Source organism: Phycisphaerales bacterium, from assembly GCA_040221175.1.
GTDB lineage: Bacteria > Planctomycetota > Phycisphaerae > Phycisphaerales > UBA1924 > JAHCJI01.
Window position 1 is genome coordinate 94757 of record JAVJVK010000019.1, and the last position, 22596, is coordinate 117352.

Consider the following 22596-nt stretch of genomic DNA (forward strand, 5'->3'; position numbering starts at 1 on the left):
TTCCCCTCTTTCACCCGGGGTCTCGCGCACGCACGCGGGGGAGGGGGAATGGGGGGTGAAAGAGAGAAAGAAGTAGTTCTGTGTGTCTAGAGCCCGCATTTTGACCCCCCTTCTTTCACCCTTCCTTCACCTTCTTTCCCGTCGATCCCAACCGGCAGCCGGTAACTGATCGCGTCGCGGCCCGCCGTCTTGCAGCTCTCGACCGCCAGATCGCCCCGCTCGATGAGCGTCTCGATGACCTGACGGAAGGTCTTGGTGTCCACCTTCATCCGCTTGAGCAGCACGCTGTGGGGGACTGACCGTGCCGGAGCCTCGCGCAGCCTGCGCATCAGCCGCAGCGCCAGCTCGTCGAACTCACCCTCGGCCGCGTAGCCCGCCGCCATGTGCAGCATGCGGCGAGACTGGTGCAGCACGAGGGCCGACGCCCACCGCACCGCGTCCTCGCCGATCTCGGCCTCGAGGTGGTCCTCGCTGATGGCGTACAGCAGCGCCAGCTTGCGGGCGTTCTCGCTCACGCGGCCCCACACCGTCGTCGCCACCGCGTCCGAGGCGCTCTCCGCCTTCGCGTACGCGTCCTCCGCCTCGCATCGAAGATGCACCAGCAGCGCCCGAGCACCATCCGTCTGCGGCACCGTCCTCGGCTGGGGATGCGAGTCGGTCAGGTTCCCCGGCGCGGGCCGGAAGCTCGCCCACCAGGCTGCCGTCTCGATCACCCGCTGCGGCGGATCGGCGATGCCCGGCTCCTGTCCCGCCTGCCTGGGGCCGCTCTCGAGCACGAGCGTGCGCGCAAACAGCCCATTGGTGAGCATCCGCTCGGATAGGGCGCTGTAGTAGTGGTTCGGGATGGCGGTGCCGAAGAGCACCAGGCACGGCTGGTCGATCACGCCGGGGTCGGGCTGCCCGGCCCGGCGCCGCATCGGGTACACCGAGTTGGACGCCGAGTACATCGTCAGCAGCGTGGCCATGATCGACTCATACCGCGCATCGCGGGCCCGCTTCATCGACTGCAGCAGCGCATCGATCTCGTCGGTCTGGAAGAGCATGGCCGGCGCCGCGTGCAGTGCATCCTGGATGCCTTCGCCCGAGGCCAATTGCTCGCCCAGGCGGTTCGCCAGCCCGACCGCCTGGAGCGTCTTGGCGTTGATCTTGCGCGGCCAGTCCTTGCCCGCCGAGGAGTGCGCCAGCCCGAGCAGGTAAATGTTGGTCCGGTTGTCGGCGGGGTCGCGGACCTTGCGGCCAGCCAGAAATGCCAGCAGCGCGAGCGCCCCGCAGAAGGCCAGCGTCGGGTTGGGGTACGGCGCGGTCGCGAGGCAGTGGTCCATCACCTCGCCGACGAAGCCGGGCACGCGCAGCGCTTCGGGCGGCAGTATTCCTGGGTCGGTGGGTGCCGGGTCGGGCACGACATCGCGCGGGGTTGTCAGCCCCGACAAATCGACACCCGCGTGCTCATGCTCGCGCTTCGATTCGAGCAGCCACCCCCTCGGCCTCTCGTGCGCCTTGCTCGCCGCGTCGTCGACCTTGTGCTTCAGCTCGCGCTCGCTCCACGGCGGCTCGCACCGCGGGTTGTAGCGGGTGGCCAACAGGTCCATCGCGACCTCGGGCACCAGCGCGAAGCCGTGGACGAGGGCGGTGGCGGCGGCGTAGGTCTGGTTATGCCCACCGCTTCCGGCGATGGCGGGCGGCATGGCGTCGAGGTACGCGGCCGCGCGACGCTCGGCGTCGTCGTGGGGCGTGCTGATGGCGGGCGCGCTGCGCGCCGGCTCGACGGTGTGGCGCTGCGCACGCACCGCGTCGGCGAGCGCCTGCACGCACGCGGCCAGCATCGCCGCCGGCACCCGCGCCGGCTCGCCCTCGAGCACGTCGTATCGCTCGCCGCTGGGATGCACACTCGGGCCGACCACCGTCTGGCAGCCGGTCGACCGCAGCTCGACGATCATCGCGCCATCGGCGTCCTGGTGCTTCGCGGTCGCCGCGCCCTCGGCGATGTACCACCGGTGCGAGCCCGGCCGGCCCTCGCGACCCGTTACCGCGCCCGTCGCTGGCAGGTACTGGTCCGCCAACTCGATGGCCTCGTCGCAGTCCAGGTCGACGTCCACCAGCCAACCGCTGGGCTCGCCGAGGATCAGGCCGAGGTTGGTCTCGCCGTGGAAGTGCGACGCGAGCTCGGGCTCTTCGAGTCGCAGCACGGGCCAGCCCTTGAGCGTCGGGGCCTTGGCGCCCGTGGCGATCGGCACCACGCGCCAGCCGCGACGCGTGTACGCGATGGCGGTGTCGAGCGAGCTGGGGAGTACGGCGGCCATTAGAAGGGGATCTCGTCGTCTGGGATCGCAAGCGCCAGCTCGCGGACAGCATCCGGGTCGTCCAACCGGGCTGGCCTGGGGCCGAGCTCGCACGCGGTGATGCGGTCGAACTTCTCGCCGGCCACGCGGCGCACGGTGATGCGGCTCGGCTCGGCGAGCGCGCCGGCCTGCGCCAGCTCGACCGCCTCCTCGGCGTCGCCCGGCGCGGGCTCGCGCGATCGCGCTCGCCACCAGTCGACCGCCTTCGACCGCGCGTACCCATCGTGGCCGATGGCCACCCACTCGCTCACCGTCTCGGCGAGCGAGACCTGATAGTCGACACGCATCGTCGGCGGGGCCTCGGGCTTTCGTCGGCTGTGGTGCACGCGGTAGCTCACCGCCTGAACCTCGTGCTCGGCCTCGCTGACCTGCCCCGTGAGGATGCCCGCGTCGCTGGCCACCACGCCGTGCTGCGTGCGCTCGGTCTCGGGAAACGCGTGGCCGCACTCGGGGCACGCGCGGCAGCCGGCGGCGACCAGCTCGTTGCAGTCGGGGCACTCCTTCGCCGGAGGCGGGCCGCCGCTGGCGCTCGGACGCTTGGCCGACAGCGCGTCGACCGGCCCGTGCCGCAGCACATTGCCCGCAAAGTCGAGCACCAGGCAGTCGGCCTTGCCCGGCGAGAGCCGGAAGCCACGCCCGACCATCTGGTAGTACAGCCCGCAGCTCATCGTCGGCCGCAGCAGCGCCACGCAATCGACGTGCGGGGAGTCGAAGCCGGTGGTCAGCATGTTCACGTTTGCGAGGTACTTGAGGTCGCCGGCGCGGAACCGCCCGATTAGCTCGTCGCGCTCGGCCGGCGGCGTCTTCGAGCAAGGAACTCGCCGAGCGGCTCGAAGCGCTCAAGGAGCGCCATGAGCAGGGACTGCTCGTGAGCATCGACTTCCTCAAGGCCCTGCTCGACCTGGCCAAGGACGTCGTCCGCATGGAGCGCGAGACGCCCGAGGAAGAGGAGATCGATCAAGGCCGCACGGCGCTCACCGAACTGTTCGAAGAGGCCCGCAACGGCGAGACGCCCATCATGGTCAAACGCGTGGTCGACGACATCGACGAGATCGTGCGGGCCATTCGATTCGACGGCTGGCAGGACACGCACGCCGGCGAACGCGAGGTCAAGATCGCGCTCCGCAAGACGCTGCTCAAGTACAAGCTGCACCAGGACAACGAACTGTTCGAGCGGGCGTACGGGTACATACGCGAGTATTACTAACTCTCGAGACTGCAGCCTCAAGCACCCATTCCTCTCCCCTCCGTTAACCGGCACCCAGAGAGCGCGAGAGTCTCGCCCCCGCCGGCCCTCCCAGCCCCGGGTTCCGCCCGCCACCCACAACTCTCCCTCAAAGCCGAGAGAGCCCGACCCCCGCCCCTGGCGCCTCACGGGGCCCGCTCGGGCACCCAACCAGTAAGCAAACAGGCCCGCATCCAACGGACGCGGGCCTGGGAAGCTCCCCGAGCAGGACTCGAACCTGCAACCTAGCGGTTAACAGCCGCTCGCTCTACCATTGAGCTATCGGGGATCGGCGAGATGTCGAGCCGAAAGCGTAACCGTCGTTTTCCCAGCGTCAAGAGACGGTGGGCCCGTGTGGGCCAAAGATTGGCCGGTTTCAAGCGTCAGCCAGTATGGGGGGCTCCCAGTGCCGAATATTGTCCGTACCTATCGTCGACGTCCGCTTGCCGCCCGGCGGGGCAATCTGCTCGTGGGGTGCCTGGCCGTCATCGGAGTCATCGCGGCCCTCATCGTCATCGGCGGAGTCATCCTCTGGATGAACTGGAAGAGTTGGACTGCCGGCGCCATGAACGCGGGCATGAAGGCCGCGGTGCAGGAGTCGAAGCTCCCTGCGGGCCAGCAGAGCCGCATCAACACGCAGATCGACCAATTGACCGCCGCCTTCGAGGCTGGCGACGTCACCTTCGAGGATCTTGCCCTGGTCATTGAGGCGCTCGAGGATCACCCGATCCTGCCCATCGGCCTGCTCGAATTCATCGAGGTCAACAGCCTGAAGGTCGAAGGTTTGACTGATGAAGAGCGAGCGGCCGGGGAACTTGCCACGCAGCGCCTCCAGCGTGGCCTGGCCGAAGGCGTCCTGGTCATGGCCGATCTCGATCCGGTGCTCGAGCCCATCTCGCAGCGCGATGGCAACGGCGACCTGCAACCCCTGCAGAATCCGACGGCGCCCCAGGTGCGGCTGTACATTGATGCGGCTCGGAGCAAGGCCGACGAACTCGGCATTCCCGATGAACCCTACGACGTGGACGTCGCCGAGCAGATCGAGCGTTTGATCAACGACACGCTCGGCCGTGAGGTCGTCAGCGCTCCGGCACCCGCCGCCGAGGCATCAGGCCCTGCTGCCGATCAGGTCGACGAGCCCGCGAGCGAACCGGTCGAGGAGCCTGAGGCAGCCGAAGAGCCCGGCGAGCCGACTGGCGGCGGCTGAACCCGGCGCGAGACCCAACGCAGGCCCAGGCCAACTGCGACCAGAAGGGCGGTAATCGCCAGCACCACGGGGTCGATGAAGATCGCCAGCGACACGCAGCCGGCCAGACCCAGCGTGTGCACCCACCGGGCAATGAACCGGCCCTCCGCGACGCGCATCGCGGCGATGTTGGTGATGGCGTAGTACACCAGCACCGCCCCCGCCGCGAGGGACCACGCCGCCGGTACGCTGCCAATGACGATCACCAGCGCAATGCCCGCGAGCACCGCGACCGTCGCCACGGCCGGGACGCCTTGGCGATCGATCCGCGCGAGCGGCGTGGGCAGGTCGCGCTCGCGACCGGCGGCCAGGGCGACGCGCGCCAGGCCCATGATCAGGTTCAACTGCACCGCCAGCAGCGCCGCGGCGGCGCCCACGCCCAGCATGAACGCAAGCGTGGGCGCCTCAACGGCCCGGGCGACGGCCAGCAGTGGGGCGGCGTCCCGCGCGGCGCGTTCGCCGAAATCGGCGGGCCCCAGCACGCCCAGCCCCGTGAACGCGACGAGCGCATACAGCACCACGGCGACGCCAAGCGTGATGACGACCGCACGCGGGATGGTCCGCGGGGGATCGCGCACTTCCTCGCCCATCGTGGCGATGCGCGCGTAGCCGGCGAACGCAACGAACGCCAGCGCCGCCGCTTGCAGCACGCCGGGGGCCGAGATGGGGCGATCGGCGATGGCCGCCCACGAGAGGCCCTGCCAGCCTCGCACCGCCTGGGGCCCGGCGGCGATGACCATGGTCAGCAGGGCGGCGACGGTCACGAACACAAGCCCGTAGTTGAACCGCACCGACCGGCTCACGCCCGCCAGCGCCATGGCCGCCACCACCAGCAGCGAGCCCAGGGCCGCCAGCGTCAAGGTCGCCCCGTCGCCCGGCTTGCCCATGACCCACGCGACCAGGCCGCCGAACCCGAGCGCGGCCGTGGCGCACGAGGCGGTCTTGGCGATCAGGAACACCCAGCCGGCGGTAAAGCCCGCCAGCGGATGGATGAACCGGTACCCGTAGGCGTACGTCCCGCCGCTGACGGGGTGGACCGCGGCGAGCTGCGCACTACTCAGGCCGTTGCACATCGCCAGCCCGCCGGCGATCACGATCGCGACGAGCAGCCAGGGTCCGGCCAGCCCCGCCCCGAGCCCCAGCGTGACGAACGCGCCGGTGCCGATGATCGAGCCGAGCCCCACGCCAACAGCCCCGGGCAGGGTGATGACGCGGCGGAGCTCGTTCGTGGGCGGGGCCATCGCCTATCCGATTCTTTCTTGTCCGTTCATGTACGGCCGGAGCACCTCGGGAATCGTGATGCTCCGGTCGGCGTTCTGGTGCATCTCGATCAGGGGGATCAGGAACCTGGGGCTCGCCAAGACGGTGTTGTTCAGCGAGTGGCAGAAGGTCGTGGCGCCCTTGCCGTTCGCGCCGCCGGCACGATACCTGAGATTCAGGCGGCGGCACTGGAAGTCGTAGAGCCGGCTGGCGCTGTGGGTCTCGCCCCAGTCGCCGCTGGGCACGCCGTCGCTATCCACCTCGCCGCGGCTGGGCATCCAGCACTCCACGTCGATCATGTCGGCGTTCTTCTGCCCCAGGTCGCCCGCGCAGCATTGCAAGAGCCGATATGGCAGGTTCAGGCTCTGCAGCAGGCTCTCCACGTAGGTGATCATCTTGCGGTGCCACTGGCGGCTCTCGCCCTCGTCGGCCCTGCAGATGACCACCTGCTCGACCTTCTCGAAGTAGTGCACGCGGTACAGGCCCGCCGTGTCCTTGCCCGCGGCCCCGGCCTCGCGGCGGTAGCAGGGCGAGAGCGTGCACAGCTTGATGGGCAGGTCGGCTTCGTCGACGATCTCGTCCATGTGGAAGCCCATCAGGCCTACTTCACCAGTTCCCGTGAGGTAGCCGTCCGCTTCCCATTCCGTCCCGCCCGCGTCGGTCTTCTCGTGGATCCCCACCTCGTACGTCTGCTCCCGCCCTGCGGGGAAGAAGCCCGTGCCCACCATCGCCTTCTCGCGCACAATACTGGGGGCGCTCACGGGCGTGAAGCCCTGGGCGACGATCTGGTCGAAGGCGTACCGCAGAACCGCCTGGTGCAACCGGAAGCCATCGCCCGTGAGCACGTAGCTGCGCGAGCCGCTCAGCTTCACGCCCCGCTCGAAGTCGATCAGCCCGTGCACCTCCGCCAGCTCGGTGTGGCTCTTCGCCGCGTATCCCTTCTGCTCGGCGAAGGGCCTGGCGGGGTCGAACCCGCTCGGCGACCAGCGCCGGATCTCGACGTTGCCCTCGCTCCCCGGGCCATCGGGCACGTCGGGGTCGGGCGGCTGGGGGATCATCAGGAGCAGCTTTTCCAGCTCCGGCTCGATGCCCTCCAGCTCGGTCTCCAGCCCCTCGATCTCGGATTTCAGCCTGGCAGGCCCGGCCTTCAGCTCGTCCAGCTCGCCCTGCAGCCGGGCCTTCTCGGCGCCCACGGCCTTCTTCAGCCGGCCGGCGAGCTGGCCCATCTGCGGCCCCATCTTCTTGCCCAGGGCGTTCTGCTCGGCCTTGAGAGACTCGCGCCTGGTCATCAGCTCCCGCTTGCGGGCGTCCAAGGCCACGACGCGGTCGATGTCCACCGCCGCGTGCTTGCGGGCGGCGCCTTGCTTGTAGTGCTCGGGGTCTTCGCGCAGGTGCTTGAGGTCGATCATGGGCCGGGATGGTACCCGCTCCGCGGGGGGGTGCATCCGCTGCGCGGGCCGGATGTGGGGCCTCGACCAGCGCTACGGGCGGGCCCAGTCGGGCAGCTCATCGTCCGTGATGAACTCCATCTGATAGCCGTTGGTCCATCCGTATCGCCCGCGTTCCCCCGGCTGCCGGTCGTTCGACGAAAAGGGCACCTCGTTGAAGACGTCGTGGGTCATGAGCAATATCACTCTCGGCTCCAGGATCGTCGGGTCTCGTGTCCACGCCTCGGAATTGGGATTGTACAGGATCTTCGAGCCCCACTTCGTGCGTTCGACGTCCCATCCCTCCGCCCGAGCGACCGCCAGGGCGTCTTCGAAGCTGGCTCCATCGAGCATCGCGGCCCGGATCGTCGCGCCCATGTTGTTCAAGTGCATCGACGTGTCGCCGGGCATCATCATCTGACGATCTCGAGCGCGGACGCTGAGCAGCATCCACGCCACGGCGGCCATGATCACAACCGCAATGACCGCCAGCGCGATCCATACATGCCGGCGGCCGCGTGCGCCGATCGGGCCGGGCGTCACGGGCGGGGCGGATGGCGCTGGTGTGCTCGGGTCGGCCATGACGCCACTTTACGCGTATGCCAAGGGTTCCGCGCACGCGAACGCCGCGGCCCGAACGGGCGCCGCGGCGTCGCGTCTCGTGGGGGTTTGATTTGGAGCGCCTCCACCCCGCCACGGAGTGGCTTCACCCCCCCGCGGAGCGGGTTACCCCGCGTCCTTGCCCGAAGCCTCCACGGGCGCAATCGCGCCGGCGACCTGCTGCTGGTTGCCCGAGGCGCCCAGCGGCAGGCTGGCGGGGGTGGAGAAGAAGCTCTGCCCGCCAACCCGCTCGGCGCGCACGCGGTAGCCAACGCTCAGCACGCCGCTTGGCGTGGCCTGGTCGACGAACGTGCGCTCCGGCACGGTCACCAGCGTGGTCCACGGGCTGGTCTGCCCGCCCACGGCGGTCGTGCGCCGCTGCACGGTGAACACCGTTCCGCCCTGGCGGCTGCCGCCCCAGCGCACGATGGCCTGGCCGTCGGTGCTCAGCTCCACGCTCAGGCCGGTGGGCGTGTCGGGCTTGCCCAGGGGCTCGCGGTCCTTGGGCGGGGCGATCGATGCGAGCGCATAGACCGCGTCGGGGTTGGCGCTGTTCTTGGCGAAGGCGTCGATCGAGCGGATGCACCCGCGTCCATCGCCCACGGCCGCCTGGATGGCGTTGAGCCAATCCACCCGGGCGTCCCGCGCATCCTGACGCTTCTGCAGATAGTCGTCGTAGGCGTCGCGGGCGGCCTGGGTCTTGGTCTTGGTCGACGTGGCGAGTTCGAGGGCCACGCCGATGGCGGCCTGGTTCTCCTCCCACCCCTCCACGCGGGTCTCCAAGTACTCGAGCTGCTGAATCTTTCGTTGAGGCAAACGCATTGGCGTCTCCAGGTCTGTGGCCGGCGGGGCCTTCTTCCGTTCATGGCCCACCGGCCGGGTTCGTGCGGCCCCGCCCCACACGAGCGGCCGCCGCGAACCTTGCATCGACGGGGCCGGGAGGCGGCTTCACTCGAAAACCGAAAAATCGACAAAATCGTCACGAGCCGCATCGCCGGGACGGACCGGCTTCCCCGCGGACACGGGCGGACCTTGGCGTTTCTCGGACGAAACGGCGAAAAACCGGCGAGCAATGGGCGTTTTTCGGGCCGCGAGGGCGGCGATGGCGGGGCGTGTAACTTCGTCACGAAAATGTACGTCGTCGTACCGAAAAGATTCGTCGTCGTACAGAAAGGGTATGACGACGTACAGAAAAGGTACGACGACGCACCAAAAGGATACGACGACGTATAGAAGAGGTACGACGTCGTACCAAAAAGATACGTCGGCGTACACAACAGGGATGGCGACGCCCCGAAGCGGTACGGCGACGCGCCGCGGCGGCACGGCCCACCCTCGGCCCGCCACGGCCGCCCCCGCGCCGGCCCCCTGGCCCTCGCCCGGCTTCCCGGGCCGGTCCGCGCTCAGGACGCCCCGATCCCCAAAGGCAGCTCGATGTCGTAGCGCATGCCGCTGGCCTCGAGCGTGCGCTCGAGGCTGCCGCCCAGCTCGTGCTCGACGATCTGGGCGATGAGCGTGCTGCCGTAGCCCGGCTGGCCGTCGGGCCCGACCGGGCTGGGGCAGCGCTCCTGCCAGCGCAGGCGCACGCGCTCGCGGCCGTCGCGCTCGGCCAGCGACCAGCGCACGTCGATGCGGCCCTCGGCCGTGCGCAGCGCGCCGTACTTGGCGGCGTTGGTGGACATCTCGTGGACCACCATGTGCAGCGACAGGCAGCGCCTGGGCTCGAGCACGACTTGGGGGCCTTCCAGCGAGAGCTGCCCGGGGGCGCCCAGGCGCGGGGCGAGCTCGGTGCGGATGATCTCCTCGAGCGGGCAGCCCTCCATCTGGCGCTTGGCGAGCAGGTCGTGGGCCTTGGCGATGGCGCTCAGGCGCGCGTTGAAGTCCTTGGCGAAGGCCCGGGGGTCGGGCGAGCGCCGCTGGGTCTGCGTGGCGATGGAGCCAACGACGGCCAGGGTGTTCTTGACGCGGTGGTTGAGCTCGTCGAGGATGGTCTGGACGTAGCGCTCCTGGGCCTTGCGCTCGGTGATGTCCAGGTTGACGCCGATCATCCGCACGGGACGGTCGTGCCCGTCGCGCTCGATCCACGCGCGGGCCTCCAGCCAGCGCACCTCGCCGCCGGGCAGCACGATGCGCCACTCGCCCTCGAAGTCGCCGTCGGCCCCGTCCTCGAAGGCTCGCTGGGCGCCGGCCGCCGCCCGCTCGCGGTCGTCGGGGTGCACCAGCTCGAGCCAGGCGTCGTAGGTGCCCGCGAAGGCGCCCGGCGACAGGCCGTAGAGGGCCTCCAGCTCGGGCGACCAGTGGTTGACGCCCGTGGCGATGTCGAACTCGAAGGTGCCCACGCCGCCGATGTGCTGGGCCAGGCTGGAACGCCGCTCGGCGTCGCGCACGGCCCGCTCGGCCTCGAACAGCTCGGTGGTGTCCACCGCGGCCACGCGGACGCCGGTGACGGCGCCCGCGGGGTCGTGCACCGGCTCGGCGTAGAGGTCGAAGCGGCGGGGCGTACCGTCGATCACGGGCTCGAATTGCCGGTACGCGGGCTGGCCGTCGTCCAGTACCAGTCGTTTGAAGCCGGCAAGCTCCTGGGCCTGCCCGGCGGGCAGCAGGTCCTCGTCGCGCTGGCCGATGATGTCGGCCGAATCGAAGCCCTCCATGGGGTTCACGATCCAGGTGTAGCGAAGCTCTCGGTCGCACTCGTAGAGCGAGATGGGCGAGTTCTCGACCGCCAGACGGAGCCGCTCGGCCATCTCGCGCGCGGCCGCCTGCGCCTGCACGCCGTCGTGGATATCAGTGGCGGTGCCGAACCAGCGGGCGCGTCCGTCATCCTCCTCGACGCGGTAGGCCCGGCTGAGGTGCCAGCGCCACTGGCCGTCGGCCATGCGCACGCGGTGCTGGCACTCGTAGGTCTGGCCCGATCCGATGGCCGCATTCCATCGGCGCACGGTCTCGTCCAGCTCGTCGGGGTGGACCACCGGCTGCCAGTCCCACGAGCCGTCGGGCTTGCGGCGGATGCCGTCGTAGCGGCTGGCCTGGGCGTTGTAGTACTCCACCGAGGCCTCGCCGCTGGCCACCCAGACGAGCTGGGGCACGGCGTCGGCCAGGGCGTGGAAGCGCCGCTCGCTCTCGCGCAGGGCCCGCTCGATGTCCTCCCGTGGGGTGTCGAGTTCGATCTTGCGCCACACGGCAAGGAACCCGTCGCCGTGCTTTTGCACGTCGATGTCGAAGGCGTGCGTGGCGAGCCGGTCGCCATAGACGTCGGTGTACTCGAACGAGCGGCGTTGCAGCGGCTGGCCGGTGTCGACGACCTTGCAGTAGGCGGCGAACAGGCCGCTCTCGCGGTGGCCGGGCAGGAGGTCATTGAGGCGCTTGCCGACCTGCTGCTCGCTCGTGAGCTTGTTGTTCACGCAGGCCGCGTGGTTGACGTAGAGGACCTCGAAGTCGATGATGCGGCCGCGATCATCGCGCAGGGCGGCATAGAGGCCCACGCACTGGGGCAGGCGGTCGAAGAGCTCTCGCCATTGGCTAGTCGTGGACGGCTCGCCCGAGCCCGGGCGGTGCTCGTCACGTGCCTCATCCGGCATCGAATCTTCCCCCCTCGCTTCCCGCCAAAAAGTCCGGCGAGCCCCCCGTTATTGTACCCGGTGGCGTGACCGACCCGCAATTGCATGCGCTCCGCACTCTGGGCACGCCGCGTGGGGATCAAGACCCTCCCGCTCATAGCCGCACCGAACACACCGCCCACGCCGCCGACGCAGCGCGCGGCGCAGCACGCCCGGCAACCGCCACGCGCCGAACAGCAGCAGGGCGTAGAACAGCGTGTTTATAAGAAAGCCGGGCCAGAGGGGGAGCAGGGGGAGGGCGAAGCGGTGGAGGGGGCGGTAGGGGATGGGCCGGGCGGTCCCCGTGGCAATCCGCGGGTACGGCTCGTGCCACAGCTCGATGCCGCCACGCAGCGACACCGCTGGCGGGGCCGCGAGTTGCTCCACCCGCGCAAACAGCGGCGGCGGCGAACGTCCTGGGGGCGTGGGCGGATGGTTCTCGATGACCTGCGCGTAGTGCGCGCCCGCCGACACCGCGTGCAGCGGCCACCCGGCGTGCAAGACGAAGAGCCGCTCGTCGACGAGGCCGCGCGGGGGCTCGACCACCTCGTTCAGCAGGGAGGTCTCGCTCCCCAGGATGCGCCAGCCGAGCTTCCGGGGATAAGGCTCGAACATCCGATACGGGAACGGGTACCCCGGCAACGGACCAAGCCGGGGCTCTGCGCTCCGGTAGCGGCGCCAGGCGGCATCGGCGTTGACGTCCATGGCCGTCGCGATGCCGTGGTTCTTGTTGAGCTCTTCCTCCGGTGCGAACTGATAGAACCCCTGCGAGGTGTCAATACCGATGCCGCCGGGCGCGATCGTCGTGTCGATCATCATGCCTTCCGCAATCGCCGTGTCGACGGGCCAGTAGATCGGGATGGCGGTGATGTGCGGGAGCATCCCGCTCGCGCGCCACCGCAGGAACTGCACCGCATGGATCGCCCACGACGACAGCACCGTCGCGACCGCCCCCAGCAGAAGGAACACGAGCAGCGTGCGGATGGCCCGGCGGCGACGCATGGCCAGAGCCTACGTCGCGGCGGCGGGCCAGGTTGCCATGCGAGCGCTCGCCTGCGTTCCGCACTCGGGGCACGCCGCGTCGGGGTCGAGGCCGCTGCGGTCGTAGCCGCAGCGGATGCAGCGCCCGCGCCGCCGGCGCAAGGCGCGGCGCACCGCGCGCGGAATGCGTGCGGGGACGAACAGGAGGAGAGCGTAAAGAAGAGTGTTGAGAAGGAAGCCGGGCCAGATCGGCAACACGGCCAGCGTGGTGCGCTCGAAGCAGTCGTACCTGGGGTAGAGTTGCAACGGGCGGTTGATCGGGCCCGCCCGCCAGGGCATCACCAGCAGCCCGCCGCGCAGCGAGACTGGCCCGGTGCGCGTCTCGACGCGATTCGTGGGGCCGTCGTAGAAGTAGCCGGTGTACGAGCCGTGCGCCATCGCGAGGCGGGGCCACCCCGACTCGAACCACGCCATCCGCTCCTGGCTCCGCCCGGTAGCGCCATTGCCCGGCCCGGGCACCGTGATACCCTCGACGTGCGCGCGCCAGCCCGGGGCCGACCAGTCCGAGCGGTATTGGAATTGGGCGTGCGGGGCGCGGGCCCACGCGAAGCCGTCCGGGGTGCGGCGCAGGCCCGCCCAGGTCGGGGCGGTGAGATCCACCCGCGGACCGGCGGCCCTTGGGTACTCACGATGGGCGGGGATGTGCCAGGCCGCGTGGGACTGGGACTGGTTGGTGCGCCAGCGCTGCACCGCGTGGATCGCCCACGACGAGAGCACCGTCGTAACCGCCCCCAGCAGGACGAATACGAGCAGCGTGCGGATGGCGCGGCCCCAACGCATCGCAAGAGCCTACGTCGCGGCGGCGGGCCCGGTCGCCGCGCGAGCGCCCACCCCCGCCCCGCACTCCGGGCACGCCGCGTCGGGGTCGAGCCCATCGCGGCTATACCCGCACCGCTCGCACCGCCCACGCCGCCGCCGCACCGCGCGACGCAGCACGCCCGGCAATCGCCACGCGATGAACAGCAGCAGGGCATAGAAGACAGTGTTGATGGCGAAGCCGGGCCAGAGGGGGAGCAGGGGGAGGGCGAAGCGGTCGAAGCTGATGTGAGCACTGGTGGAGTGGACTCCTTTCTTCGGGGCTGGCGCGACGACCTGCCACAACCGGAGCCCGCTGGCGAAGCTCACGGCGGGAGTTGGCCTGTGCACCGCTACGCCTCTTGGCCCACCGAAAGCTGTTCGCCCTTCCAGCAGGCGGTCGGGGATCCGATGTCGGGCGGCCTGGTGGGAACCGATCTCGAGTGATGCATACGGCCAGCCTGCGTGGACGACTTGGATCGATTCTCGCGTGTACTCTGCACCCCGGTCGAGCGCGCCGTCGATGACCATCGCCTCGCTCATCAGGATGCGCCAGCCCCGAGAAGAAGCAGGATGCTCGAAGAGCGCGTAGGGAAAGGGGTAATCCGGCGTCCGCGGCGAGATGTCGTCGACCGAACGGTGTCGGCGCCATACCGCGTCGGCGTTGAGGTCGAACGCGGCGGGGAGCGACGCGTCCGCGAAGAACTCGTTGTCCAGAAGGAGCTGCCAGTACGCTGCCTCGCGGTCGAGCGCGATCTCGCCGGAGCGTGCGTCGGGATCAATATGAAACTCACGCGCGACGGCGAAATCGAGAGGCCAGATGATGCTCGGCAGGTATCCCCACGAAGGAGCCTGCGACTGTCGAAGTTGCCGGAACTGCACCGCATGGATCGCCCACGACGACAGCACCGTTGCGACCGCCCCCAGCAGGAGGAACACGAGCAGCGTGCGGATGGCCCGGCGGGAGCGCATGGCGGGAGTGTACCGCGCGGGCGGTGACGGGATTCAGCGAAGGCCCTGGAGGATCGGCCCGATGGCCCGCCCCTCGCCCACCGCTTCCATCAGCGCCGAGCCCACGATCACGCCGTCGCACGATTCCCGCAGGGTGTCGACGTGCTGCTTCGAGCGGATGCCGAAGCCGGCGCACACGGGGATGGTCGCGGCGGATGTGACTTTGTGAAGATACTCGACGATGCTGGATTGATCGGAGCGGTGCTGGCCCGTGACGCCCACGCTCGTGACGGCGTACACGAAGCCGGTCGCGCGCTCGACGATGCGCGCGAGGCGGGCGTCGCTCGTCACCGGGCTGACCATGCCAATGGTTGCCAGGCCGGCGTCGGTCAGGGGCTCGGCCATGCCGAGCGCTTCGAGGGGCAGGTCGGGCACGATCACGCCGTGCACGCCGGCGGCCTGGGCATCGTCGGCGAGCCGATCGAGCCCGTACGCCAAGAGCGGGTTGAGGTAGCCCATCAGCAGCAGCGGGGCGGCTAGCGTGCCGTCGAGCTCGCGCAGCGTGTGCATGATCTTGTTCATGGTGGCACCCGCCTTGAGCGCCGCGCGGGCGGTCTCCTGGAGTGAGCCACCATCGGCGATGGGGTTGCTGAAGGGGATGCCCACTTCGACGACGTCGGCGTGCGCGCACGCATCGGCGAGGATGGCGGGGAAGGCGTCCATGCTCGGATAGCCGGCCGTGACGTACGCGACCAGGGCGATGCCGTGCGTATCGCGGCCGTCGGTGATGGCTTGCGAGATGACCTCGTGCGCGCGCATGGCTTACGTGTTCCCCTCTTCGGCCAGCCGCGTCAGGATCGGCATGTCCTTGTCCCCGCGCCCGCAGACGTTGACCAGCACGGTGGGGTCATCGCGCCCCTCGCACAGACGCCTGGCCAGCGCCAGCGCGTGCGCGGGCTCGACGGCGGGCAATATGCCCTCGAGCCGGCACAGCTCGTCCAGCGCCGCGATGGCGTCGTGGTCCCGGACGGCGTGGTAGTGAACACGCCCGACGTGCGCGAGCAGCGCGTGCTCGGGGCCGATGGCGGGGTAATCCAGCCCGGCCGAGACGCTTTGCGTGTCGCTCACCTGGCCGTCGCCATCTTGCAGCAGCATGGAGCGCGAGCCGTGCAATACACCCGGCGTGCCGCCCGACATGGTCGCCGCGTGCTGGCCAACCGCGGGGCCAATCCCGCCCGCCTCCGCGCCGTGCAGCTCGACTTCGGCGTCGCCCAGGAATCCGTGATAGAAGCCGATGGCGTTGCTGCCCCCGCCCACGCACGCGACGGCGATGTCCGGCAGCTTCCATGCCTGCTCGAGCATCTGTCTCCGCGATTCCACGCCGATGACCTTCTGGAACTCGCGCACGATCCAGGGGAACGGGTGGGGCCCCACGGCGCTGCCCAAGATGTAGTGCGTGCCCTGCGGGTCGCCAACCCAGTGACGGATCGCCTCGTCGACGGCCGCCCGCAGCGTCGCGTCGCCCGTCGAAACGGGCCGCACCTCCGCGCCCATGCGCCGCATGCGCACGACGTTGGGGGCTTGGCGTTCGACGTCCTTCGCGCCCATATAGACAATGCACGGCAGGCCCACCCGCGCGCACGCCGCGGCCGTCGCCACGCCGTGCTGGCCCGCGCCCGTCTCGGCGACGACGCGCTGGGCCCCGATTCTCTTAGCGATCAGCGCCTGGCCGAGCGCGTTGTTGATCTTGTGGGCCCCGGTGTGGGCCAGGTCCTCGCGCTTCAGCCACACCTGGGCCTTCCACGCTTCGCTGAGGCGCGGGGCGTACATCAACGGCGTCGGGCGGCCAACCCAGGTCTCCTGGTGCTGGCGCAGTTCGGTCTTGAAGGCCCCGTCCTTGAGCGCCTCGCGGGCGCCGCGCTCGAAGCGCTCGAGCGCGGGCACCAGCGTCTCGGGCACGAAGCGGCCGCCGAAGGGGCCGAAGAAGCCGCGCTCGTCGGGCAGTTCGCCGTCGATGAGCTGCTGGAGCAGGTTGCTGGTGTCGGTGGTCATCCCCGCTCCCCTTCTCTCACCGCCGCGATGAACTCGCGCACCATGCCGGCGTCCTTGATTCCCGGCTCGCGCTCCACGCCCGAGGATACGTCCACCGCGAACGGCCGGAGCGTGCGCACGACCTCGCCCACGTTCTCGATGCTCAGCCCGCCGGCCAACACGACGCGGCAGCGGGGGATCCACGGCCCCGCTTCGTGCCACGGTGCTGCCTCGCCCGATCCCGAGTCCTGACCCTCGATCAGCACCATGCGCCGCTCGTGGCGGGCGATGTCACGCTCGAACGAAGCGCCCAGGCGCACGACCGGCACGCGGCGATCGAGCGCAACCGCGGCGAGCGTGCCGTCGAAGTCGCTCGCGTCGGACTGGTGGAGGATCCATGGGGGCAGTGCCTCGAGCGCCCGCGAGACCAACGACGCATCGGGGTGCCGGTACACCGCCACGCCCGTGACGTAGCCGGGAAGTTCGCGGATCAGTTCCGCAGCCCGCTCGGGCGTCACCCGTCGCCTGGACGGGCTCAAGACCACGCCCACGGCATCGACGCCCGCATCCACGCACGTCGAGACCATGTCGGGCGTGGTCAGCCCGCAGACCTTAATTCGCACGCGATCAGGCACGGGCCTTCCTTCCCGCTTCGAGCATCCCGGCCGCCAGCGCGGCGGGGTTGTCCGAGCGCATCAGGGCCGTGCCGACGAGCGCACCGTCGTAGCCAAGCCGAGCCACGGCCGCGGCGTCCTGCGGCGTGGCGATGCCGGACTCGGCGATCTTGATGGACCCAGCGGGGAAGCACGCGGACAGCGACTCGAAGCGTGAGACGTCTTCCTCCAGCGTCGCGAGGTTCCGGCAGTTCAGCCCAAGGAGCACGTTGGTCCGGTTGGTGATCGCGCGGGCCGAGCGGTCGACATCCGCTCGGTCAAACGCCTCGAGCAGGGCGATGAGCCCCATCGCCTCGCACGCGTCGAGCATCACCGAAAGCCGATCATCGTCCAGAATGCGCGCGATCAGGAGAACCGCTGACGCCCCCCATGCCCGCGCCTCGAACACCTGGTAAGGCTCCACCAGAAAGTCCTTCCGCATCGCTGGCGTGTCGATGCGGCTTGCAATCTGCCGAAGGTCCTCGCTGCTTCCGCCGAATCGGTCCGGTTCGGTCAGCACCGAGATCAATGCAGCGCCGGCGTTGGCGTACGCACGAGCTTGTGCGACGACGTCGAGTTGTTCCCCAGCCAATCGACCCTGGCTCGGGCTTGTGCGCTTCACTTCGGCGATGAGGTCGAAGGCGGACCATGTCGGCGCAACCGGCGGCGGCGTGTCGAGCGCCATGCCACGCATCGTGTCCAGCGGCGTCTGCGCTTCTGCCGCGGTTGCACGTCGGGCTGATGCGTCGGCCATCTGCTGGAGAAAATCACCCGGCATCACGATGGCCCGCCTGCGAGACGGTGCAGGAGGCGGCCTGCTCGCCCGTCGGTGATCGCCGCGGCTGCCATGGTGATGCCCTGGGCCAGACTGGCTGCCTTGCCCGAGACCTCGAGCGCGAGCCCCGCCGTCAGCACCAACGCATCTCGGTGAGGGCCTGTGTCCTCGCCATGCAATACCCGAGCGAGTGCAGCGGCGTTCTCCCCGGGCGTGCCCCCCTTCAGTTGCTCGGGGTTGCAACGCTCGAGGCCCACCTCTGCCGGATCACGCTCGGTGCGCTCGACCCGATCCCTGCGAACGTCGAACAACAGAAACGGTCCGCACGGCGTCGCCTCATCCCACCCCGGTTCGCCGTGGACGACGAATGCTCGCTCGATTCCCATCCCCGCCAGAGCGTTCGACATGAGTTCGGCCGCCGCCGGCGAGTACGCCCCGATGACCGCGAATGGCGGGCGGCCCGGGTTGGTTAAGGGCCCCAGAATGTTGAATACCGTGCGCACCCCCATGGCCTTGCGGATGGGCGCGATCTGCGCCATCGCGGGGTGATAGGCTGGCGCATGCAGGTAGACGAAGCCAGTCTCTCGGAGGCAGTTACTCGCATCGGGCATCGGTATGCCAATACCGAGCGCCGAGAGCAGGTCGGCCGCGCCGGAGCGTGAACTGATGGATCGATTGCCGTGCTTGATGATCGTGGCGCCGGCTGCGGTTGCGAGCAGTGCCGCGCCGGTAGAGATGTTGTAGCTGTTGCTTCCATCGCCCCCGGTGCCCACCAGGTCGCAGGCATCGCTGGGCGTCTCAAACTCGGGTGTCCGGGCGAGCTCGCGCAGACCTCGAGCCAGGCCGCGGACTTCCTCGGCCGATTCGCCCTTGGCCCGCAAGGCCGCCAGCAGTGCGCCGGCCATGGCGGGCTCGACAGCACCTTCGGCCAGGGCGTGTGCCAGCAGCATCGCCTCGTCTTCTTGCAGCGAGGTGCCGGCTAACAGGGAGTCGAGTGCGTGCGAGGCATCGAGTGTCATGGCCGCACCTCCGCGGTGGGCGCATAGACCCGCGTCGGGTACGGCGGCCGGACTTCGCGATCATGTACGCCGAGGAAGTTCGCCACCATCCGGCCTCCCCACGGTGTGAGCACCGACTCGGGATGAAACTGGACGGCCTCGATCGGCAGCGACCGGTGCCGCAAGCCCATCAGTTCACCACCGTCGACATCACGAGACGTCGGGATCAAGTCTGCGTGAAGGTCCTGCTCATGCACCCCGAGCGAGTGGTATCGCCCGACGGGCGTCCCCTGGGGCACGCCCGCGTACACGCCGTGTCCGTCGTGCTCGATGTCCGATGGCTTGCCATGCATCAAGCACGCGGCATGCCGGATTGGCGCTCCCCACACGGCGGCAATGGCCTGGAAGCCCAGGCACACGCCAAGGATCGGAACTGTCTCGGCGAACGCCTCGATCATGGACATGGTGACGCCTGCGCCTTCGGGCCGCCCAGGACCGGGGGAGATCATCAGGTGCGTCGGCTGCAGCGCACGCGCCTCGTCTACCGTCAAGGCGTCGTTGCGGTGCGTCAGCACGTCGGCGCCCAGTTCGCGCATGTACTGCACGAGGTTAAACGTGAACGAGTCGTAGTTGTCGATCATGAGCACCCGCGGCATCTCACCAGCCCCCCTCGGCCAACTCGAGGGCCTTTTCGAGCACCGCCACCTTCGAGCGCACTTCCTGGTACTCGGCTTCGGGCGAGGAATCGGCCACGATGCCCGCACCGGCCTGGTATGCATACTGCCCATCCTGGAACACGAGCGTGCGGATGCAGATCGCCTTGTCGGCGCTGGCCGGCCCGTCGTCCACCGGCTTGGCGAAGTAGCCCACCGCCCCGGCATAGAACCCCCGCCCGACCGGCTCGTACCCATCGATCAGTTGCATGGCCCGAACCTTCGGCGTGCCCACCAGCGTGCCGGCGGGGAATGAGGCGGCCATCAGGTCCATGGCGTCAACGCCCGCATCAAGTTCGCCACGTACGCCGCTTACAAGATGCATGACGTGGGAGTATCGCTCGATGACGCGGAACGGATCGACGCGGATCGAGCCAGGCCGAGCCACCCGACCGAGGTCGTTGCGAGCCAGGTCGACAAGCATGACGTGCTCGGCGGCCTCCTTCGGGTCGGCGGCGAGTTCGGCTTCGAGCGCCCGATCCTCGTCCTCGCTCTGGCCTCGTTTGCGGGTGCCCGCGATTGGTCGGAGCATGGCCTGGCCTCCCTGGCATCGGAACAAGGCCTCGGGTGAAGCGCCCACCACACGTGTCCCCTCGATGTCGAGGAAATACATGTACGCAGACGGATTGAGCATTCGAAGGGCTCGATAGACCTGGAAGGGCTCGGTGTGTACCTCGCCGCAGCTGCGAATGCTGAGCACGAGTTGGAAGACCTCGCCGTTGTAGATGTCCTGCTTGGCCGAGGCGACCCGTTCGAGGAACTCGGGCTGGCACAGGCTGTGCTGCGCTGGCGCGTGGCCGCTCCGTACTGGCTCGGCCGGGTGCGCGCCGCGCATGGCATGCAGCATCTCCCGCTTCAGCGAAGCGCGTTCCCACTCCTCGCCAGCGTGAAGCAGGGCCATGCGTCGTGTAAGGTGATCAAATACGAGCAGGCTTCGGGGCGCACAGTACAATGCGATCGGGGCCACATCCGCTCGGCCCGCCGGTGCGGGCAAGGGCTCGAAGAACCGCACGGCGTCGTATCCGCTTACACCCACGATACCGCCTGCGAACGGCACCCCAGCGGGCACGGGCGCAAGCGATGGCGCGCGGTCCCGCAGCAATCTGAGCATTTGGAGGAAACCCTCGGTATCCGTCGGTGCCGGGCCTTCTTCGAGGCCTTGAGAAGAGCGGATCTGCAACGGCGAGCCGTCACTCGGCAGGCGGGCAGTAAACGCCGGATCCAGGCCGATGAACGAGTATCGCGCCAGCCGGGTGCCGCTCTCGGCCGATTCCAACAGGAAGCAGGGCGAGAACTCGGCCAACTTGCGATAGACCGACACCGGCGTGTCGAGGTCGGCAGGAATGTCGAAGGGAGCTTGCATGGCCGAACCAGTGTCCTCGGGGCGGCTGTCGATGTCTTATCGACTCGTCCAAGGGGTTCAGCCAAACACCCCCGGGCGAGAAACGCGTGGGGGCGGCGGCAGATGCGGGTCTAAATGACCCGCAGGAGACCGACAGGACCTCGCCCCATGTGCCAACGCCACCACCAGCCGCAACTGCGGATGGCTTTGGAGGCAGATTTGGGGTTCGGACCGCTCATGACTGCGATTATGCCAAGATTCGCGTACCCGGTCAAGGCCATTTCTGCATTCCTCACTTGGATTCTCGATATCGGCCGTCCAATGAGGAGATCCGCTATCTCCGTCGAGAGCGGGGAATCATCGCGGTGATCACGGGGATCATTGGGGGTATGACCACCCTCGATACCAGCGTCGCGACACTCCTCTCGCCCCTCCAAGCCGGCCAGATCGACGCGAGGACCCGCGTCTGGATGGCTCCGCTCACTCGGAGCCGGAGCAAGCAGCCCGGTGACGTTCCATGGGAGCTCAATGCCGAGTACTACGGGCAGCGGGCCGATCCGCTCAAGGGTGCCGCCGTCATCATCTCCGAGGCCACCCAGGTCAGCCCGCAGGGCAAGGGCTACGCCTTCACGCCGGGCATCTACAGCGAAGAGCAAGTGAAGGGTTGGAAGCTCGTTACCGATGCCGTGCACGATAAGGGGGGGCTCATCCTCGCCCAGCTCTGGCACGTCGGGCGCATCAGCCACGTCGACCTGCAACCGAACGGCCAGATGCCAGTCGCTCCCTCGGCCATCCGCGCCGACAGCAAGACCTACACCAGCAAAGAGAGTGGCATGGTGCCCACCAGCCAGCCGCGGGCTCTCGACACTGACGAGATCCCCGGCGTGGTTGATCAGTTCCGCCAGGCTGCTCGCAACGCCAAGGCCGCGGGCTTCGACGGCGTCGAAATTCATGGCGCCAATGGCTACCTGCTCCAGCAGTTTCTCCGCCGATCGACCAATCATCGCGATGATGCATATGGCGGATCGCTCGAGAACCGCGCGAGATTCTGTCTGGAAGTGACGCGAGCGGTGCTGGAGTCCTGGGAAACCGGCCGCGTGGGCTATCGGATCAGCCCGATGGCCGAGGGCGACGAGGATCCTCAGGACCAGCCGACGGACACCTATGCCTACCTCGCCGGCGAGCTTGGTCGGATGGGTTTGTCGTACATCCACGTCGTCGAGGCCTTCCGCGCATCCGAGCGGGACGAGAAGAGCGAGCGCGTCTTTGCCGCCATCCGTCAGGCGTTCCGCGATGCTGGCGGCTCGGCCTACGTTGGCAACGGCGAATACACCGCCGAGGCTGCCGCTCGACGTATCGACCAGGACAAGGCCGACGCCGTGGCATTCGGCAAGCCCTTCATCAGCAATCCCGATCTCGCCGAACGATTCCGTCGGAAAGCCCCGCTGAATGACTGGGACCAGTCGACGTTCTATGGGGGAGGCCCGGAAGGCTACACGGATTACCCGGCCCTGGAGAGCTGACGGGTACCGTCGAATACAGCGTCTCTTTCCACAGTTAAGTCCGTAAGGCTTCACCCAGACATGCGACTATCCTCTGGAGGA

The 22596-nt window shown here is 68.9% G+C and carries 19 protein-coding genes, 1 tRNA gene and 1 pseudogene; 3 read left to right on the forward strand and 18 right to left on the reverse strand.

Annotated features, from left to right (window positions below):
- Window positions 1-86 precede the first annotated feature (86 nt).
- Window positions 87-2300: a bifunctional DNA primase/polymerase gene (locus RIE32_12670; protein MEQ9097106.1), complete on the reverse strand. Its 2214-nt coding sequence runs from the start codon at window positions 2298-2300 to the stop codon at window positions 87-89.
- Window positions 2300-3136, reverse strand: a pseudogene (locus RIE32_12675) (helicase-related protein). Before RIE32_12675 ends, RIE32_12670 begins: the two are co-directional and overlap by 1 nt.
- 71 nt (window positions 3137-3207) lie before the next feature.
- On the opposite strand from RIE32_12675, the gene RIE32_12680 reads away from it, so the two are divergent.
- The gene (locus RIE32_12680; protein MEQ9097107.1) at window positions 3208-3546 is read left to right on the forward strand and encodes a hypothetical protein; all 339 of its coding nucleotides are present in this window, start codon (window positions 3208-3210) and stop codon (window positions 3544-3546) included.
- 235 nt (window positions 3547-3781) lie between these two features.
- Here RIE32_12680 and RIE32_12685 read toward each other — a convergent pair.
- Window positions 3782-3853, reverse strand: a tRNA-Asn gene (locus tag RIE32_12685).
- Window positions 3854-3970: 117 nt separating this feature from the next.
- Here RIE32_12685 and RIE32_12690 point away from each other — a divergent pair.
- Complete coding sequence (locus RIE32_12690; protein MEQ9097108.1) at window positions 3971-4771, forward strand: hypothetical protein; 801 nt, start codon at window positions 3971-3973, stop codon at window positions 4769-4771.
- Here RIE32_12690 and RIE32_12695 read toward each other — a convergent pair.
- The 15 genes from RIE32_12695 to RIE32_12765 form a co-directional block, all read right to left on the reverse strand.
- A complete protein-coding gene (locus tag RIE32_12695; protein MEQ9097109.1) occupies window positions 4690-6051 on the reverse strand; it encodes an APC family permease in 1362 nt (453 codons plus the stop codon). The two genes, RIE32_12690 and RIE32_12695, sit on opposite strands and share 82 nt — an antisense overlap.
- 3 nt (window positions 6052-6054) lie before the next feature.
- Window positions 6055-7479, reverse strand: coding sequence for a serine--tRNA ligase (serS, locus tag RIE32_12700; GenBank protein MEQ9097110.1), 1425 nt, complete (start codon window positions 7477-7479; stop codon window positions 6055-6057).
- Window positions 7480-7551: 72 nt separating this feature from the next.
- The gene (locus RIE32_12705) at window positions 7552-8079 is read right to left on the reverse strand and encodes a hypothetical protein (GenBank protein MEQ9097111.1); all 528 of its coding nucleotides are present in this window, start codon (window positions 8077-8079) and stop codon (window positions 7552-7554) included.
- 144 nt (window positions 8080-8223) lie between these two features.
- On the reverse strand, window positions 8224-8919 hold the full coding sequence (locus RIE32_12710) for a hypothetical protein (protein MEQ9097112.1): 696 nt from the start codon (window positions 8917-8919) through the stop codon (window positions 8224-8226).
- A gap of 581 nt (window positions 8920-9500) precedes the next feature.
- Window positions 9501-11675 carry a PAS domain-containing protein gene (locus RIE32_12715; protein ID MEQ9097113.1) on the reverse strand — a complete coding sequence of 725 codons (2175 nt, stop codon included), beginning with the start codon at window positions 11673-11675 and terminating at the stop codon, window positions 9501-9503.
- A gap of 48 nt (window positions 11676-11723) precedes the next feature.
- Complete coding sequence (locus RIE32_12720) at window positions 11724-12695, reverse strand: hypothetical protein (GenBank protein MEQ9097114.1); 972 nt, start codon at window positions 12693-12695, stop codon at window positions 11724-11726.
- A gap of 9 nt (window positions 12696-12704) precedes the next feature.
- On the reverse strand, window positions 12705-13514 hold the full coding sequence (locus tag RIE32_12725; protein ID MEQ9097115.1) for a hypothetical protein: 810 nt from the start codon (window positions 13512-13514) through the stop codon (window positions 12705-12707).
- 9 nt (window positions 13515-13523) lie between these two features.
- Window positions 13524-14501: a hypothetical protein gene (locus RIE32_12730; protein MEQ9097116.1), complete on the reverse strand. Its 978-nt coding sequence runs from the start codon at window positions 14499-14501 to the stop codon at window positions 13524-13526.
- A gap of 33 nt (window positions 14502-14534) precedes the next feature.
- Window positions 14535-15299: a tryptophan synthase subunit alpha gene (trpA, locus tag RIE32_12735; GenBank protein ID MEQ9097117.1), complete on the reverse strand. Its 765-nt coding sequence runs from the start codon at window positions 15297-15299 to the stop codon at window positions 14535-14537.
- A 3-nt stretch (window positions 15300-15302) separates the two neighbouring features.
- Complete coding sequence (gene trpB, locus RIE32_12740) at window positions 15303-16532, reverse strand: tryptophan synthase subunit beta (protein ID MEQ9097118.1); 1230 nt, start codon at window positions 16530-16532, stop codon at window positions 15303-15305.
- Window positions 16529-17146, reverse strand: a complete 618-nt coding sequence (locus tag RIE32_12745) for a phosphoribosylanthranilate isomerase (protein ID MEQ9097119.1) — start codon at window positions 17144-17146, stop codon at window positions 16529-16531. Before RIE32_12745 ends, trpB begins: the two co-directional genes overlap by 4 nt.
- Window positions 17139-17918, reverse strand: coding sequence for an indole-3-glycerol-phosphate synthase (locus RIE32_12750; protein ID MEQ9097120.1), 780 nt, complete (start codon window positions 17916-17918; stop codon window positions 17139-17141). Before RIE32_12750 ends, RIE32_12745 begins: the two co-directional genes overlap by 8 nt.
- A 23-nt stretch (window positions 17919-17941) precedes the next feature.
- The gene (gene trpD / locus RIE32_12755) at window positions 17942-18958 is read right to left on the reverse strand and encodes an anthranilate phosphoribosyltransferase (protein ID MEQ9097121.1); all 1017 of its coding nucleotides are present in this window, start codon (window positions 18956-18958) and stop codon (window positions 17942-17944) included.
- Window positions 18955-19593, reverse strand: a complete 639-nt coding sequence (locus RIE32_12760) for an aminodeoxychorismate/anthranilate synthase component II (GenBank protein ID MEQ9097122.1) — start codon at window positions 19591-19593, stop codon at window positions 18955-18957. Before RIE32_12760 ends, trpD begins: the two co-directional genes overlap by 4 nt.
- A 1-nt stretch (window position 19594) precedes the next feature.
- The gene (locus tag RIE32_12765; GenBank protein ID MEQ9097123.1) at window positions 19595-21013 is read right to left on the reverse strand and encodes an anthranilate synthase component I family protein; all 1419 of its coding nucleotides are present in this window, start codon (window positions 21011-21013) and stop codon (window positions 19595-19597) included.
- A 368-nt stretch (window positions 21014-21381) separates the two neighbouring features.
- Between RIE32_12765 and RIE32_12770 the strand changes: the two genes are divergently transcribed.
- On the forward strand, window positions 21382-22515 hold the full coding sequence (locus RIE32_12770) for an alkene reductase (protein MEQ9097124.1): 1134 nt from the start codon (window positions 21382-21384) through the stop codon (window positions 22513-22515).
- Window positions 22516-22596: the final 81 nt, after the last annotated feature.